The sequence below is a fragment of the Brevibacillus sp. NPDC058079 genome, from assembly GCF_042885155.1.
Taxonomy (GTDB): domain Bacteria; phylum Bacillota; class Bacilli; order Brevibacillales; family Brevibacillaceae; genus Brevibacillus.
Genome location: NZ_JBHVSO010000006.1, coordinates 175389 through 192705, shown reverse-complemented (window position 1 = coordinate 192705; position 17317 = coordinate 175389). Strand labels below are relative to the sequence as shown.

Genomic DNA, 17317 nt, shown 5'->3' with positions numbered 1-17317 from the left:
CTATCCGTTGTTCGAACAAAAATAATTCTCTACTAGCATAACAGGATATTGAAAGGATAGCAAATTATTCGCGCATATTTTTGATTAAAAAATTCTGATGAGCTGTTACGAAAGCATGGCGCCAATCTTTTTCAACGTAAGCTGTGCCGAAACAATTGTATTCGGATAGCTCGCTGACGCCGATTCCCCCAAATGATACTCTTGCAGTGCATCAGTGTCCTTCAGCATGTTTCCTGTCAAAATGCACACGGCTGTTTCGTACTTGTCGATCACTTGTCCTGCGATGAGCTTGCGCAATCCTGCGACTGTAGCAGCAGAGGCGGGCTCGCAGCCGATCCCACTCTTATCCACCCATGCTTTGGCGTCGAGAATCTCTTGATCAGTCACGGAGCAGGTAACGCCATTTGTTTCATCTAATGTACGTAGTGCCTTTTTCCAGCTGGGCGGATTGCCGATATTCAGCGCGGAGGCACGTGTATATGGATTGGGTTCGGGTGTCAACTCGGTGTGTCCGCCTGCGACCATGCGATGGAATGGACTAGCACCTTCCGCCTGTACGAGTGCCACACGAGGAACTTTCTCAATGAACCCGAGATTTTTCAAATCCTGCAAGCCTTTTCCGAGAGCTGTCACATTGCTTAGCGCTCCTCCAGGGATGACCACCCAATCGGGGAGGTTCCAATTGAGGTACTGGGCAATTTCGTACACGATACTCTTCTGCCCTTCAATGCGGAATGGATTGATCGAATTGCAGATGTAGAGGCCGAGCTCTTTGCTGTATTGCTCGTAAAAGCGGATGCCATCATCGTAAGTCCCATCAAAGCTGATGACCTTTGCTCCGTAGGCGAGTGTTTGCATGACTTTATTCAAAGAAATGTTTTTGTTCGGAACAAACACGTACGATTCGCCATGGGCGAGTGCAGCATACATGGCGAGAGAGGATGAGGTATTGCCAGTCGATGTGCAGGTGAAGCGTTGATAGCCTAGTGAACGCCCGTGTGATACGGCGACAGTCATCCCGTTGTCTTTGAATGAACCACTTGGATTCTCGCTTTGTGCCTTCAGCCATACCTTGCTGTTGCTTCCTACATACGATTGGATGAGTGTAGATGCGTACAGTCCTGTATTTCCTTCGTACTTGGTCGTGATGTACTCTTCAGGAAGCTCGGGGAAAATCAGCTCTTTGTAGCGCCATACCCCGCTCGCATAAGGTGTCATGCGTTCTGACAGCCGCTCGTGAAAGACGCGCTTGAGCTGTTCGGCATCGATGGCTGACGTATCGTGAATAATGTCAAACAATCCACCGCACGTGCATTGATAGTCAAATAAATGGGCAGGCACTTCCTTGCTGCAATCGACACAAACCAGTTTCATCCTCACAAGATTCACCCCAAATAGTGTGCGGGGAGAATCTCTCCACCTCTTTTCTCTCGTATGATTTTCTATATGGTAAACGGAGAAGGGGAGCCTGTAAACGAGAGTTTTCAGTAAAGATAAAATATTCACATGCAGATACGAAAGACGGGAAGGAGCCACTATACAGACTCCAACCCGTCCCTATTTCACAAGCTTTTATTCAGATCAGTCAATTCCTTGGCCGTCAGATTGCGCCATTGCCCCAATTTCAAATTTCCCAGGGCAATGTTCATGATGCGTACCCGTTCAAGCTTTCGCACCTGATAACCAAAAGCTTGGCACATCCGTCTGATTTGTCGATTCAACCCTTGCGTCAGCACGATATTGAAGACGCGGTCGCTGACTTTGGTTACTTCGCAAGGCTTTGTGGTCGTTCCGAGAATGCGTACGCCGTTTGCCATTCCGTGTAAGAAATTCGCCGTGATGGGCTTATCTACGGTGACGATGTACTCTTTGTCATGATTGTTCTCCGCACGCAAAATTTTGTTTACGATATCTCCGTCATTGGTTAACAGGATGAGTCCTTGCGAATCCTTATCCAGTCGCCCGATAGGAAAAACCCGCTCCGGGTGATTGACGAAATCGATGATGTTGCCTTTGACGTGTAGTTCAGTGGTACACGTAATTCCGACAGGCTTGTTCAAGGCGATGTAGACATCTTTCTTTTTGACGCCGAGCGGCTGCCCATCGATGCGCACGTCATCTCCTGACGCAACTGTACTTCCCAGTTCCGCGAGTTGGCCATTGATCGTCACGCGCTTGGCCTCGATTAATTTATCGGCTTCTCTTCGTGAGCAAATGCCAGTTTCACTGATGAACTTATTAATTCGCATGAGACGTTCCTTTCGCTATTGCTGCTGCTATTTCGATACGTGTTCAAAAGTCGACTTGTTGAACAACCTTTTCCAGTAGTTTTTTTCGCCAGGGTTGCGCCAATTCCTCTACCTCAAGCATACGCTGTACCGTCTCTTGGGATGGTGACTTGTCATGGAAGTATAAGTGGTGAATCGACGCTACCGTTACTTGTTTTGGATGTGCAGTGATGAGGGTAATCTTGGAGTCTGGCTTGATCGTTCCTTCCTGCAAGACGCGGAAGAAATAGCCCGTATAGCCCATTTCCACCACCGCTTTGAGCAGCTGGTTATTGTTGTTTCGCTTGTTGATGGTCGCGCAAGGAAATCTGCCTTGGGTCACTTGCAGGATGGCATCACCGAATTGATACACATCCCCGATGCAGACCTGCTCTTCGGTCATGCCAGCGAGCGTGAGATTTTCTCCGAATGCCGCATTGGTCAGAGGTTGGCCGAATGACTTCTCCCAATGGGCATAATGTTCAAAAGGATACGCACAGACGACGCGATCTGGGCCGCCGTGGTACTCTGGATTCGCGATATCGTCATCATCAATTTTCTCGGAACGGACAACGAGCTCGTCCGCTTCCTCCTTCCAAATGCCGGAGAGATATTCCTTGCCGTTGTACATATTACTTTTAGGCAATCCTTTACTAATCGTAACGATTTTTCTGCTCAACTTGCTCACTCCCAGCCTGTACGATTGCTTCTCTTTTTATCCCCATACTATACCACATTCCCTAATATCCTCCACAGCGGATGGGCACCAGCGAACGCTTCTGGTATGATGATAGAAAGGAATACACAGGAGGCCTCAGTGACATGCAATCATTTGGTGTGGCACTACACACAGATAAATATCAAATCAACATGATGTACGCCCATTGGGTGAACGGAACACACAATCAGAAGGTCGTTTTCGAAGCATTTTTCCGCAAGCTGCCTTTTGGAAACGGATACGCCGTATCTGCCGGATTGGAACGAATTGTTTCCTATATAAAAAATTTATGTTTTGAAGAAAGCGATCTCAAGTATTTGAGTGAGCAGGAGGAGAACTACGATCCGAAGTTTTTGGAAGAGCTGCGCCAGCTTCGTTTTAAGGGCTCGCTCTACTCCGTGAAGGAAGGAACCGTGGTTTTCCCGAACGAGCCGCTGATTCGTGTAGAGGGGCGTGTCATGGAGGCACAGCTGGTTGAGACGGCCCTGTTGAACTACATGAACTATCAGACGCTGATTGCGACCAAAGCTTCGCGGATTAAAAACGTGGCGGGCAATGATGTTCTTATGGAGTTCGGAACAAGAAGGGCACAGGAGGCAGATGCTGCGCTGTGGGGGACGCGGGCAGCGTATTTGGCTGGCTTCGACGCGACTTCGAATATGCTGGCAGGGAAAATGTTTGGCATTCCGACAAAAGGGACGCACGCTCACTCATGGGTACAGAGCTTTGAGAGTGAGGAGGAAGCATTTGAGCGCTTCGCAGCAGCTCTACCAGGACAGGTAACCTTGCTGGTCGACACTTACGATACGCTCAAAAGCGGCGTGCCTAATGCAATTAAGGTCGGAAAACGTCTGGAGAAACAAGGCAAAAAGCTGATGGCGGTGCGCTTGGACAGTGGCGACTTGACATATTTGTCCTGCAAGACGCGCGAAATGCTTGATAAGGCAGGCATGACCGATGTGCAAATTGTCGCTTCCAACGATCTCGATGAGCACACGATTATGAACCTGAAAGTACAAGGAGCACGCGTAAATAGCTGGGGAGTAGGAACGCAGCTCATCACGGCAGCGGATCAGCCCACACTTGGAGGCGTATACAAGCTGGTGGCGCGCGAAGGCGCGGACGGAGAATATCAGCCGACCATCAAAATCTCCGGAAATCCGGAAAAAGTCACAACGCCGGGCATCAAAGATATGTACCGATTGATTGATACGGAAACAGGGAAAGCGATTGCTGACTACATGTGCTTCCCACATGAAACAACAGTCGACGAGGGAGCACCTCTCCATTTGTTCCATCCGAGCCATACGTATTTGAGCAAGCATTTGGAGAACTACCAGGCAGAGTCGCTGCTCATTCCGGTATTTGTGGATGGGGAACTAGTCTATGAACTGCCGACCCTTCAAGAGATTCGCAACTACCATCGTGAGCAGCTCAAGCTGTTCTGGCCTGAATACTTGCGCATGCTGAATCCTGAGCATTACCGTCTGCACATCAGCGAAGAGATGTGGGAGACGAAAACAAAGCTGATGAAGGCGTATTTGAAAAAATAAGAGAAAAACGTCTGATGTGTCGCGAGGATGCATCGGGCGTTTTTTTTTGTTTACCAAAAATAACACAATAATGTGAAAACAAAGAAAATAAATTGTCTGAATTTACTTTCATCGTATATAATTACTCCATTCATCCTTTAGTTCTGCGCCAAGGTGATGTGGAAAACGCATGTGAAATGTATTGGGGAGGAAGAGAGATGCTAAATACTGTAGAGAAAGAAAACCTAAATCCATACGAAATTGTGCAGAAACAGATTGATGCTGCAGCGGCATTGTTGGGATTGCGGAGCGATGCTGTAGAAATTTTAAAGCGACCCAAACGAGTATTGGCTGTTAGTTTTCCTGTCAAGATGGATGATGGCAGCGTACGTGTCTTTGAAGGCTACCGATCTCAGCATAATGATGCGGTAGGACCGACCAAGGGAGGGATTCGCTTTCACCCGGATGTGACAATGGATGAAGTCAAGGCGCTCTCCATGTGGATGTCATTCAAATGTGGCGTGGTTGGTCTTCCTTATGGCGGCGGAAAAGGTGGCGTCATATGTGATCCCCACGAATTCAGTAAAAATGAGCTGGAACGAGTCAGTCGCGGCTTCATGGAAGCCATCGCTGATATTGTCGGACCGGAGACAGATATACCTGCACCCGATGTGTATACGACCCCACAAATCATGGGCTGGATGATGGATACGTATAGTCGATTAAAAGGCACCTATTCTCCGGGAGTCATCACGGGAAAACCGCTGAGTATCGGCGGCTCCAAAGGAAGAAACGAAGCGACTGCCCGCGGATGTGTCTTTACCATACTCGAGGCATTAAAAGATTCTGGACGCAAGCCGGAACAAACAACTGTCGCGATTCAAGGCTTTGGCAATGCTGGAAGAATAGCAGCGAGGCTTTTAACAGAGCTGGGCTTTAAAATCGTGGCGGTCAGTGACTCACGCGGAGGTATTTATGATGCTGCTGGCTTGGACATCGAAAAGGTCGGTCAGTTAAAAGACAACGCCACCATTTTGGAGTATGCAGGTGGTACGGTCATCTCCAATGAACAACTGTTGGAGCTGGAAGTGGATATTCTGATCCCGGCCGCGTTGGAAAATGTCATCACAGCAGCGAATGCCCACAGCATTCAGGCCAAGTGGATTGCAGAAGCAGCAAACGGACCAACTACACCGGATGCTGACGCCATTTTACGGGAAAAAGGAATTATCGTTATTCCTGATATTCTCGCCAATGCAGGTGGCGTAACGGTTTCTTATTTTGAATGGGTGCAAAATCTGATGAATTACTACTGGTCCGAGGTTGAGGTAAACGAAAAGCTGCAAACGACAATGATTAACGCCTATCGCGCCGTGAAAGAACTCTCTGATCAATACAAGGTGGACTTGCGCACGGGAGCCTATATGATCTCGCTTTTGCGAATTACGGAGGCGATGGAAGCGCGCGGCTGGATTTAAGGGAAGAGGCCTCTTGCAACTTGCTTGCAAGGGGATTTTTTCGTTTTCCCCTGTGGAATTGGCAGGAAGGCTAGTATTTTTGTCGAATTTGTCGGATTATTGTTTTTCTACCTGTGTTCAAAGGATGGAAAGGGGGATCTTTATGCCAATCAAATTGCCCGACGAATTACCTGCAACGGAAATACTCGCCCAAGAAAATATTTTTGTGATGAAGGATAGCCGTGCCTTCACACAGGACATACGACCGCTCAGGATCGTCATTCTCAACCTCATGCCAGTGAAGGAAACAGCGGAAACACAGTTGCTCCGCCTCCTGGGGAATACGCCGCTACAGGTGGAAATCGTGCTTTTGCACATGTCCAGTCATACGTCCAAAAATACGTCGGAAGAACATTTATCGATGTTTTATAAAACGTTTGAGGAGATCTGTGACCAGCGATTTGATGGCATGATCATCACCGGGGCGCCAGTGGAACAGCTCGAGTTCACAGACGTCACGTATTGGCAGGAGCTGACAAAAATCCTCGATTGGAAAATGGAGAACGTCACTTCGACCTTGCATATTTGTTGGGGAGCACAAGCGGGTCTTTACCATCACTTCGGCGTTCCGAAGCATCCTTTGCCAGAAAAAATGTTCGGAATCTTCCCTCATACACTCAATAAGCAAAAGGTGAAGCTGTTCCGCGGATTTGATAACTACTTCCACATTCCGCATTCCAGGCATACCGAAAATCGCAGGGAAGACATCGAGCAAGTGTCAGAGCTGGAGATTTTGTCCGAGTCTGATGAGGCAGGGGTTTACATCGTAGCGACGAGGGATGGCAGACAAATTTTCGTGACAGGACATTCCGAGTATGATCCGACCACCCTGCAAGATGAGTACCAGCGGGATGTGAACAAAGGCTTGGATATTGCTGTTCCGCGTCATTACTATCCAAAGGACGATCCAAGTCGAGAGCCAATCGTCACCTGGCGCGCACATGCGAATTTGATGTTTTCCAACTGGTTAAACTATTACGTTTACCAAGAGACACCGTATGATTTGAACAACAACAAGCGATAGCAACGTAGAAACCATCCGAGGTGATTCGGATGGTTTTTATTTGGCCCAGTTGACGTAATAAATGACGACAGGTAGTGTGAGAATAATCGCGCAGGAATGCTACCGGGAATTCAAGCAAGATAGGAGTTTTGTATGATGAAAAAAATCATGAAGCAAGATCAGGACGTGACTAAGCAGCATAACAAGCAAATGATCCTCGACATTATCAAAAAGCAGAGACCGATATCGCGTGCAGAAATCGCCAAAATTACGCGGATGAGCGCCACCTCGATTGGCAGATTTGTCAGTGAGCTGTGCGAAGAAGGACTGATTCGAGAGACAGAGCTAACCTCATCAGGTGTGGGCAGGAAGGCAATCATGCTCGACATTGAGCCGGGGGCCATTTATACAATCGGCGTGGACATGGCAAAAAAGCGCATCAGCTTTGGGATCATGGACTTTAGCGAAGCGATTATTGCACAGCACCGGATGGATCATAAAACACAGGATTCTACACCGGAAGAAACGGCTGAACTGATTTGTAATGAGATCGAAGGGATGCTCAACCAGACAGGTATTCCGCTAGAAAAAGTGGTCGGGATCGGCATTGGGATGCCAGGGGTGATCAATTATGAGCGAGGGATTGTTCAGCTATCCACTACGCTGGGCTGGAAGGACGTAGCGTTTGCCAGCCTGATTGAAAAAAGGCTGAAAATCAAAACCGTTATCGACAATGATTTGAAGGTGAAAATCCTCTCGGAGTACTTGTATGGATCTGCCAAGGGCTCGAACAAGACAGCCTTGATCGGCATTGGCACGGGTATCGGTTCTGCGTTGATTATCAATGGCGAAGTGTTTCGCGGGGGCTCCAATAGCGCAGGAGAGCTGGGGCATACGACGCTCGATCCGAATGGGAATCTGTGCGAATGTGGAAAGCGCGGATGCCTGCAAACATACATAGACGAAAATTCTTTGATCATAGAAGCGCGTCGGGTGAAGGATGTCAGTGATGTCCGTCAGGTGTTCGCGGCAGCGAGAAACGAAGAGCGCTGGGCGAAGGAAATCGTCTCTCGTACTGCGTTGTACCTCGGAATCACGATTAACAATATTGTATGCATGTACAATCCAGATACCGTGATTATAAGCGGTGATTTGGTGGAGAATTATCGCGAAATCATTGACTTGGTCGAGGAGCATAGCGATCAAGTGATCTGGGAGCCATTCAAGGGGAAATTTCGGGTCATTCCTTCCGAATTGAGGGGGGAGGCAATCGTGATGGGAGCAGGAGCTTTGGCGATGCAGCACTTTGCTCCTTTGGCAGGGACATGGGCAGAAGAATCATGACTTTCTTTGCCATTTTGTATTCAACAAATAAGGCTGTTTAGCCGATATAGAAAATGGTGGAAAAGTAGAGAGGAAAAGGAGAGGGATGTGAGCATGAGAAACTGGCAAAAAGGTATGCTCGCTACGGCTGTTACCGTTGGGCTGATCTTTTCCAGTGTCGGCCAAGTACCGGCATTGGCAAATTCTGCGACGACAAGTACGCAGAAGAAGATTTCCAAGCTTGTGGTTGATACAAAGACAGTAAAATTGAAAAAAGCGGGGACGCAGCAGTTGAACGTCCGCGTGCAATACACGGATAAAACAACGGAAGACGTCACACAGCAAGCAGAGTGGACTTCCTCTGACAGTGAAATCGCCAGCGTTGAAAAAGGCTTGGTAACCGCTGTTAGTTCCGGTAAAACAAGAGTGAAAGCAAGCTTCGGGGGCAAAAGTGTGAATGTCCCTGTTGAGATCGATGTGATTTCCAAGCTCACTGCTGATCAGAAGAAACTGGCTCTCAGCGTGGGAGGCACGAAGCAGGTAAACGCAACAGCAACCTTCTCTGACAAGTCTACCTCTGATGTAACTGCCAATGCAGAGTGGGAAAGCGATGATAAGGAAATCGTAACGGTAACGAATGGTTTGGTGACGGCAGTAGGCTCGGGCACAGCGAAACTCAAAGTGAAGTACGGTGGAAAAAGCGTATCCATTTCAGTAGAGGTGGATGTCGTCTCCAAGCTGGACAGTGATAAGAAAAAGCTGTATCTGCGTCCAGACACCACTCAGTCGGTTACGCTGCTGGCTACCTTGTCTACCAAAGAAAAAGTTGATGTAACAAGCAAAGCCAAGTGGACATCCGACGATGCAAAAGTCGCCACAGTTGAAAACGGAGTCGTGACAACTGTAGGCTCTGGCAAAACGAGAATCAAAGCCACTTACGGTGGAAAGACGATCTCGATCCCTGTAGAGTCTGCTGTCATCTCCAAGCTGGAATTTGACACGAAAAAGGTCGCTCTCAAAGTCGGCGAATCAAAAGACTTGAAGGTATCTGCTATCTATACCGACAAAACCAAGGTCGATGTCACAGTCGATGCAGACTGGATCTCCACGAACAGTTCCGTGGTGACTGTAGCGGATGGCAAGATCACGGCTGTGAAAGCAGGGCGTGCAACGATTGCGGCTACGTACAATGGAAAAGCCGTAAAAATACAAGTAACCGTGAAGTAACTCACGCTGGAGGAAAAGCCAGGGCGCGACTGCGTACCTGGCTTTTTCGCATACTCTCGCTTGTGGTAATCTGTAGCTAACGCTTTTGATTGGACGAAGACGGAGGGCATCATGGATATTCGACAGCTGCAATACTTTGTGGAAGTAGTCAAACATAAAAACTTTACGAAGGCCGCACAATCCCTCCACGTCTCCCAGCCTTCTATCAGCAAAATGATCAAGGCATTGGAAGAAGAGCTTGAGGTAGTTCTGCTGGATCGGACGGAGCGGAAAATGGATCTGACAGACGCAGGGGAAATGGTCTACAGCTATGCGACCAAAGTGTTGCAGCTGATGGAAGGCATGTCGTTATCGATTGCAGAATTGCGAAATGTCGAGCGTGGTCGGGTCAAACTGGGCATGATGCCGACGGTGGGTTCTTTTCTCTTGCCGAATGTGATCGCCTTGTTTAAAAAGCAGTATCCAGGCATCGATATCGAGATGAAGGAATTCAGCGCCAAGCTGCTTGAAATCCAAATGGAGCAAGGAAGCATCGATGTGGCATTAACCGTTCTTCCAGCGGATCAGGAAAAATTTGTGGCGGTTCCCTTGCTCGCAGAGGATCTGGTCGCGATCGTTCATCGGGAGCATTGGCTCGCGGGAGTCGATGAGGTGAGCTTGGAACAGCTCAAGGACGAGGCTTTCATTTTGTTTACCGAAGAGTACGCGCTGCATGATGTGGTGCGCCAAGCGTGTAAGCTGTCCGGCTTTGAACCGAAAGTCGCTTACATGAGCTCTTTATGGGATTTTGTCGGAGAGATGGTGGCTACCCAACTGGGAATATCACTCATTCCACGCTCCATTGTGAGACGCTTGAATAACGGACAATTGCACACCGTCAACATTTCCTACCCAGTGATTGACTGGCAGTATGCCTTGATTTATCGAAAAGAAGGGTATTTATCGCATGCGACAAAGGCTTTCATATCGTTTGTAGAGAAAATGTACAGCCATAACCAAATGGAATAGAAATGATGATTTTTATGTATTGTACGAATGGAATCGAGACGGCTTAGAATGAAGGTAACTCGTTCAAAAGGTGACTTTTTGAACAACCTTTGTAAAGCAACTGGGGTGGTCTCGATGAAAAGATGGTTTTCCATCATCGCACAAGTTTTGCTATTGTTCGGCTTCACCTGGCTTGGGAAATGGGTGAGCTCGTTTTTTCACCTTCCTGTTCCCGGTAGTTTGATCGGACTCGCGCTTTTGTTCATTTGTCTGTATACCGGCTTGATTCGTCTACAGTGGGTGGAAGCAGGAGCGACTCTGTTATTCTCGCAGATGATCCTGTTTTTCGTACCATCGTTGGTCGGGATGATGCAGTATCCATGGTTATTAGGTATAAAAGGATTGCTGGTGCTTGTGGTCGTCGTAAGTGGTTGTGCACTAGTGATGATTTCGACAGGTGTTGTTGCTGAGCGCATGTTCAATCGTGGAGAGGTGAAACAGCATGATCCTGTGGAAAACGTCTAGCGTGCTCCTGACACTCGTTTTCTTCTATGCAGCAAAACGGTTCAACAAGAAAAGACCGTCGCTGCTGTTTTCTCCGGCCTTATTGGCGCCAATCGGATTGATTGTGTTTTTGCTTATCGCAGGCATTCCTTATCAGGTGTACAGTGAAGCGACCTCGCTTATTAGTGAGATGATGAGCGTAGTCACAGTGGCGTTTGCGATTCCGCTGTACCGAAATTGGTCGGTGTTAATGGCGCATCGCCGGATGATTTTGACGAGTCTCGCCACGGGTTCCCTCATTGCCATCATTGCAGGTGTCTCCACGACGATGCTAGTCGGTCTGGGAAAAGATGCGGCAATTAGCGTCATTCCTCGCTCGATTACTCTGCCGATTGCGGTGAGCGTAACTGAGGCGATTGGTGGTTTGCCTACGATGACGGCGGTATTCGGCATGCTGACCAGCTTCGCAGGCGTTTTTTTGGCTCCCAAAATCATCAAGAGAATGAGGCTCCGTCATCCTGTTTCCATCGGCTTGATGTACGGAATGGGCGCACATGCGTTGGGGATGGTAAAAGCTTTTGAGCGTGGGGAAACAGAAGGAAGCAGTGCAACTTTGGCTGTGATCGCCGGAGCGATGATTACGGTGGTATGGGCGTTTACCTTGTTGCCGGTGATCATGTCGTGGCTGGCTGTGTGAGGGAAGGGGCTGTTAGATAGCCCCTTTTTTTATTTCACGAAAGTGCAACATGACCGCCCAAGTGCTGGCGAAAGGTGTATGATAGAGGACAAATAAAAGCTCCACACTCTTTCAACATGGCAGGAGGCATCATGAGACCGCTGTATATCGTCCTTTTACTCTGTACCAGCTTCCTTTGGGGAGGGAATTTTGTTGTCGGTAAATTTCTTGTCGGGCACGCGTCTTCCTTGACGCTGACCAATTTGCGCTGGCTGATTGCTGTTGTTTGCTTGTTGCCGGTTGTTTGGATACGCGAAAAGCGGATTTTTCCAACGCGAGAGGCACTTCTTCCTTTGATCGTGATGGGAGTGACCGGCGTAGCACTTTTTAATTTATTCATGTTCTGGGCGCTTGAGCGGACAGACGCGACCAATGTCGGTCTATTGTCCACGCTGAATCCGGTTTCGATCGCGATTTTTTCCTTTTTGCTGATGGGCGATAAAATTCGACCGTTGCAGATTGTCGCGATGCTCGTCTCGTTTGCAGGCGTGCTTGTGGTGATGACAAAAGGAGACTTCGCACACTTGTCCCAGTTGCACTTCAACACAGGGGATTTGTGGATGCTCGCCGCTGTCGCCATGTGGGGGATTTACTCTGTATGCGGGCGTTGGGCGATGAAGACGGTCTCGCCGATGATGTCCACACTGTACTCGGGGATTTTCGGTGTCGCGTTGATGCTGCCCTTTAATGTCACCACATTTACGATTAGCAACACAGATTGGACGTTCTGGCTGTCGCTGTTCTACGTTGGTGTAATGGCGACTGTTGTCAGTATGGTATTGTGGAATATCGGTGTACAAAAGGTTGGCGCAACCTCAGCCGGTATGTTCCTCAATTTCAATCCTATTTTTACGGCCATTCTCGCCTTTCTTTTGCTCGGGGAGCGTATGACCATCATCCAATTACTCGGCAGTGTGATCGTCATTGTCGGCTGCTATATGTTCTCACGCTTAAAGCACGTCTCGACCCCGACACCACATACAGTAAAACAAGCACAAGGATAAAAAGGGATCCCTCGTCAGCTCAAACAGGCGAGGGATTTTTTTATTAGAAGGTACCGATCAACGCACAAGGCTAGTGAGAAGAAAAAGCACAGGGCTCGTAGACCTTGACAACGCCTACCCAGTCGGAACTACAAAAAGGAGACCACGCTTGTCGAACACTTCTCCCCTGAGAATCTTCCGCCCGTAGGGTGGCTTTGGCTCGACGGTCCCCTTTTTGTAGTGGAGACGGCCAGTGATTCCTCCCTGCTGGCGTGTCAGAGTCGAAGAGAACGGTGCTTTTTCTTCTCCACCACTATGCTGACTCATGCTTTTTCTTAGTCGATCACGTGGACATGGGCTTTCGCATACAAATAAGAAGGACAGTGTGTGAAGGGGAGGTTGTATATGATCGTCATAGCGGGGAGACCAGCTAATCCCGCCTCGTTGGCAGCGGAATGGGGATTAAATCCGGTACAGCGTGAAACGGTAGCGATTATGGCACGTAGTGATGAAACATTTGAATATCCGACTCCTGAACTCCTGCAATTTGAACTGAAAATGCGCGATCATCTGGTGAGGTCTGCCTTGGCACTGAACGAAAGCGGCCTGGCCTTTTCTACTTTTGAAGAATCTCGTGCCAATCCAGCATACTGGATTCGAACAGACCAGGGCGGATTCCGCTTGCGACCGGGAGTGCTGCCATCCAGCGGGATTATCAATATTTTTCGTGAGGGACAAAAATACGCCACGGAATGCGCTACGGCGATGGTCATTATTATTTATCATGCAGTCCTACAGTCCATTCGTTTACCGGATTTTGAGAGAATGTTTTCGGACATCTTGCTATATGACTGGCGGTACGATCAGGATCTGGACTTGCAAACAATAAGGACAAATACCTTTTTGCCTGGTGATGTGATTTATTTTGCCAATCCTGATTACGACCGCGCGACACCGCAGTGGCAAGGGGAAAATGCAGTAGTGCTCGGCAATGGACTGTATTACGGGCATGGTGCGGGGATCAAACGAGCGAATGAGATGGTAGCGTTTTTGAATGAACAACGAAGAGAGGGAGCGATGAGGTCCGCCTATCTGGTCAATCAGGCGACTCGGCCTGGTTTCGCCTACCTGTTTCCCTACGACAATGGTCGTTCTGTCATGCGAGTTTTCGGCCATCCCATACAAGCGAGCAGTCGAATTACAGCGCAGATCGGTTCTTTGTCTTGGGAGTGGTAAAACGAACAAAAGCCTCCTGCCATAAATGCGGCGAGAGGCTTTTTTCAATCATGATGGACAGGAGAATCGCTTCCAAGAAAACATAGACAGGTCAAGGGAGGATGCTCCCTCTACCAGCAGTTGGCTGGTCGCTTCCCCGATGGCACTGGCGAATTTAAAACCGTGCCCGGAAAAGCCTGCTGCTAATACAAGCTGTGGATGTTCAGGATGACGGTCAATGACGAAATGCTCATCTGGTGTCATGGTGTAGATGCATACCTTGCCTTGTCGCAATGGTCCGGCTGCTCCAGGCATATACGCTTCCAAAAAAGAGCGAACATCGCCTTCGTCTGATAAATAGGTGCCAAAGGTACGTTCCAATTTGTCGGGATCGATGGCTTGACCTCCATCGTGACGTCCGATTTTTACACCAGTGCCATCAAAGCTGGGAAATCCGTAAAACATGGAGTCATGAAGGCGAAAGATGAAAGCGGGAAAGCCATCCGCACTGTACTGGCTCTCATCTGCACCAAACCAGGCGACCGTTTTGCGTGTAGGGGTGAGAGGGATGGACAAGCCCAATGAGTCAAGGAGAGAGCCATTCCAAGCACCAGCGGATAGAAGGACTTTATCGCTGTGGTAGCTGGCAGATTCCGTATGCACGATAAACCCATTTCCTGCTGGTTCCAACTGCGTGACTGGCGTGTTCGTCAACAGCCTAGCTCCTGAGGCAAGGGCGAGCTCTCGATAGGCGCGAATGCCGTTTTCAGAATAAAGCACACCTGAGGTAGGCTCCAGGCAACCATAGTAATCAGCAGGCAGATTGATTCCTGGCCAGCGTTGCATGACCTCATCGGCACTGAGTACTTCCAACGGCAGGGAGTTCTGCTCGGCGCTCTCCCGTATTTCATTCAGGAAAGGACAATTCAAGGGTCCAGCGTTCAAAACACCTGTTTTGGCGAAGATCGGCATGCCGGATGCTTGTTCCAATTCTGACCACAACTGTTGCGCTCGCAACGCAAGCGGGACGTACTGTTTTCCTTCTCCATACGCATGGCGAATGATACGGGTATCCCCATGATGGCTACCCATCGTGTGTGGGGGATCAAAGGCATCGATCATGAGTGTACGCACGCCCTGCTTCGCCAGATAGTAGCCAGCTGCCATTCCCATCGATCCTGCTCCAACAATAATGACGTCGTAGTTTTGCATCATCAGTCCTCCATTCCGCTTTATTTTCATCTATCTTACAGGAGTTTTCTGAATTGTGGATTTTAATTTTTTTGTAAATATCAATTTTTTTGTGCGCAACAAGGTTTATTCCATCAGTTGGGAGGGAAAAGGAGATTACGCTATCATCATAAGTTAAGAAAAGTGGTGTTTACGAAATGAAATGGACGATCGGAAAAAAATTGGGTAGTGCGTTCGCGCTGATCCTGGTCATCATGCTGATTATGGGGATCATGACCATTACCAAGATGGAACAGATGAATCAGAAGATGGTGGAAATGAATACGAATTGGCGCCCAGGTCTGGAAGATATTTTGAAGATCAACATGACACTGGAATCCGTTTACGGAGTTACGCAAACCATGCTTACGTCAGAGAACATGGATGACAAGAACAAGTATGCAAAGCAAGTCGATGACCAATTTGCCTATATGGACGGTTTATTGACCAGCTATGAAAAAACGATTTTCGGTGAAGAGGACCGTAACAATTTTGAAGGATTGAAGCAGGCGCTGAAAAAATTTGAGGAATTCAGTCCGCAATACGTGGCAATCGCCAAAAAGGTCGACATCAGAAGGCCAGCTACCGATGCAGATATGGCCGAGCTGGATCGCATCAAGAAAAAAGGCAGTGAATTGTTTTTAGAACGCAAAAAATATTTGGATGCCATGATGACGTATAACAGTGAGGGAGCACAGCGCGCTGGCACGGAAAGTGCGGAACTGTATGAGTCAGTCAAGCGGGACCTGAATATTATCTTGGTTATCTCTATCATTGCGTGTGTGACGCTAGCTGTCGTACTGACGTCAAGTATCCGTCGACCGATCTTGCGTTTGATGGAAGAGATGAAGAAAGTGGCTGATGGTGATTTACGTGTGGAGCCATTGGTTGTCAAAAGTCGTGACGAGATTTTGGATCTGGCGAATTCGTTCAATGAGATGACTAGCAGTTTAACTACTGTCATTCGTCAGGTAGGCGGAACTTCCGAGCAGGTAGCCGCATCGGCAGAGCAATTGACAGCAAGTGCAGATCAGACGAGCAGGGCCACCGAACAGATTGCTGTTACTGTTCAAGAAGTGGCAGCAGGCGTTGATCGCCAGGTAGCGAGTGTAGACAATGGGGCGAAATCCATTGATGATATGTCACGAGGAATTCGTCAAATCGCAAATAACGCACAGCAAACATCCAATATGGTGAGCGAAGTCGCAAACATGGCAGGAGAAGGGAACCAGTCGATACAGGCAGCGGTTCAACAAATGAATGCGATCCACACTTCCATGCGTGAGCTCTCGTCCGTGGTAGACGGTCTGGGTAATCATTCTCAAGCAATCGGAGAGATCATTGAGGTCATTACAGGCATTGCGGATCAGACCAATTTGCTCGCCCTCAATGCAGCGATCGAAGCAGCACGAGCAGGAGAGCACGGCCGTGGATTCGCGGTTGTTGCAGATGAAGTACGGAAGCTGGCAGAGCAATCGGCTCAGTCCGCCCAAAAAATTGCGCAGTTGATCAGTACGATTCAGACAGATACAAAAGTCGCGGTCGAATCGATGGAAACAGGCACCCGGGAAGTACAAGAAGGGATTCGCGTCGTTCATCGTGCGGGCGAAACTTTCGGTCAAATTCAGAGCTCGATTGGCACAGTAGCCGACCAGATTCACGACGTGTCTGCATCTGCCCAGGAAGTATCAGCCCATTCCGAACAAGTCGTACAAGCGATGGAGCTGGTCAGCGAAGTTTCCGACTTGACTGCTGATGGCACGCAAAACGTTTCCGCTGCTACACAGCAGCAGCTCGCTTCTATGGAGGAAATCGCTTCGTCAGCAACAGCTCTTTCCCATATGGCAGAAGAGCTACAGCACATGATTCGCCGATTTAAGGTGTAGGCATAACCGAATAAACGAATGCAAAAACGCCAAAGTGATTGGCGTTTTTGTTTTTTCTTCTGTCCATTGTCATTTTTTTAGAAAAAGTTAATCTTTACGAAATAGTTCATTAAGAACAGGTTTAGTAGGAGTTTATCTCTACCGACTACGATAGATTCAGAGGGTTGATCCCCCATCGTAGACAAGGAG

15 protein-coding genes are annotated in these 17317 nt (G+C 48.4%); 11 read left to right on the top strand and 4 right to left on the bottom strand.

Translation table 11 applies throughout. The features are described 5' to 3' along the window. Positions 1 to 105: 105 nt before the first annotated feature. From thrC to ACFVS2_RS19140, 3 genes are all read right to left on the bottom strand, one after another. Entirely contained in the window at positions 106 to 1374 is a 1269-nt protein-coding gene (gene thrC / locus ACFVS2_RS19150; protein ID WP_390236898.1) for a threonine synthase, read from the bottom strand. Positions 1375 to 1562: 188 nt separating this feature from the next. Beyond that, positions 1563 to 2249, bottom strand: coding sequence for a 23S rRNA pseudouridine(2604) synthase RluF (rluF, locus tag ACFVS2_RS19145; protein WP_173618169.1), 687 nt, complete (start codon positions 2247 to 2249; stop codon positions 1563 to 1565). 43 nt (positions 2250 to 2292) lie between these two features. After that, entirely contained in the window at positions 2293 to 2946 is a 654-nt protein-coding gene (locus ACFVS2_RS19140; RefSeq protein WP_390236616.1) for an MOSC domain-containing protein, read from the bottom strand. Positions 2947 to 3089: 143 nt separating this feature from the next. Between ACFVS2_RS19140 and ACFVS2_RS19135 the strand changes: the two genes are divergently transcribed. The 10 genes from ACFVS2_RS19135 (at position 3090) to ACFVS2_RS19090 (ending at position 14033) form a co-directional block, all read left to right on the top strand. Next, positions 3090 to 4538: a nicotinate phosphoribosyltransferase gene (locus ACFVS2_RS19135; protein ID WP_173618167.1), complete on the top strand. Its 1449-nt coding sequence runs from the start codon at positions 3090 to 3092 to the stop codon at positions 4536 to 4538. 197 nt (positions 4539 to 4735) lie between these two features. Further along, positions 4736 to 5995: a Glu/Leu/Phe/Val family dehydrogenase gene (locus ACFVS2_RS19130; protein WP_390236613.1), complete on the top strand. Its 1260-nt coding sequence runs from the start codon at positions 4736 to 4738 to the stop codon at positions 5993 to 5995. Positions 5996 to 6137: 142 nt separating this feature from the next. Then, complete coding sequence (gene metA / locus ACFVS2_RS19125; protein ID WP_390236610.1) at positions 6138 to 7058, top strand: homoserine O-acetyltransferase MetA; 921 nt, start codon at positions 6138 to 6140, stop codon at positions 7056 to 7058. A 135-nt stretch (positions 7059 to 7193) separates the two neighbouring features. Next, entirely contained in the window at positions 7194 to 8381 is a 1188-nt protein-coding gene (locus ACFVS2_RS19120) for an ROK family transcriptional regulator (protein ID WP_390236607.1), read from the top strand. A 93-nt stretch (positions 8382 to 8474) separates the two neighbouring features. Beyond that, positions 8475 to 9587 (top strand): Ig-like domain-containing protein, encoded by a 1113-nt coding sequence (locus tag ACFVS2_RS19115; RefSeq protein WP_390236604.1) that lies wholly within the window; start codon positions 8475 to 8477, stop codon positions 9585 to 9587. Between the two features lie 111 nt (positions 9588 to 9698). Beyond that, positions 9699 to 10595 (top strand): LysR family transcriptional regulator, encoded by an 897-nt coding sequence (locus ACFVS2_RS19110; protein ID WP_390236601.1) that lies wholly within the window; start codon positions 9699 to 9701, stop codon positions 10593 to 10595. 114 nt (positions 10596 to 10709) lie between these two features. Further along, positions 10710 to 11099, top strand: a complete 390-nt coding sequence (locus tag ACFVS2_RS19105) for a CidA/LrgA family protein (RefSeq protein ID WP_007721979.1) — start codon at positions 10710 to 10712, stop codon at positions 11097 to 11099. Next, the gene (locus tag ACFVS2_RS19100) at positions 11077 to 11775 is read left to right on the top strand and encodes an LrgB family protein (protein ID WP_390236598.1); all 699 of its coding nucleotides are present in this window, start codon (positions 11077 to 11079) and stop codon (positions 11773 to 11775) included. Before ACFVS2_RS19105 ends, ACFVS2_RS19100 begins: the two co-directional genes overlap by 23 nt. 131 nt (positions 11776 to 11906) lie before the next feature. Further along, the gene (locus ACFVS2_RS19095; RefSeq protein WP_390236595.1) at positions 11907 to 12818 is read left to right on the top strand and encodes a DMT family transporter; all 912 of its coding nucleotides are present in this window, start codon (positions 11907 to 11909) and stop codon (positions 12816 to 12818) included. Positions 12819 to 13202: 384 nt separating this feature from the next. Next, positions 13203 to 14033: a protein-glutamine gamma-glutamyltransferase gene (locus ACFVS2_RS19090; RefSeq protein WP_390236592.1), complete on the top strand. Its 831-nt coding sequence runs from the start codon at positions 13203 to 13205 to the stop codon at positions 14031 to 14033. Positions 14034 to 14081: 48 nt separating this feature from the next. Here the strand turns inward: ACFVS2_RS19090 and solA are convergent, their stop codons facing one another. Beyond that, positions 14082 to 15224 carry an N-methyl-L-tryptophan oxidase gene (gene solA / locus ACFVS2_RS19085; protein WP_390236589.1) on the bottom strand — a complete coding sequence of 381 codons (1143 nt, stop codon included), beginning with the start codon at positions 15222 to 15224 and terminating at the stop codon, positions 14082 to 14084. A 176-nt stretch (positions 15225 to 15400) separates the two neighbouring features. Between solA and ACFVS2_RS19080 the strand changes: the two genes are divergently transcribed. Continuing rightward, positions 15401 to 17128: a methyl-accepting chemotaxis protein gene (locus ACFVS2_RS19080; protein WP_390236586.1), complete on the top strand. Its 1728-nt coding sequence runs from the start codon at positions 15401 to 15403 to the stop codon at positions 17126 to 17128. The last annotated feature ends 189 nt before the right edge of the window (positions 17129 to 17317 follow it).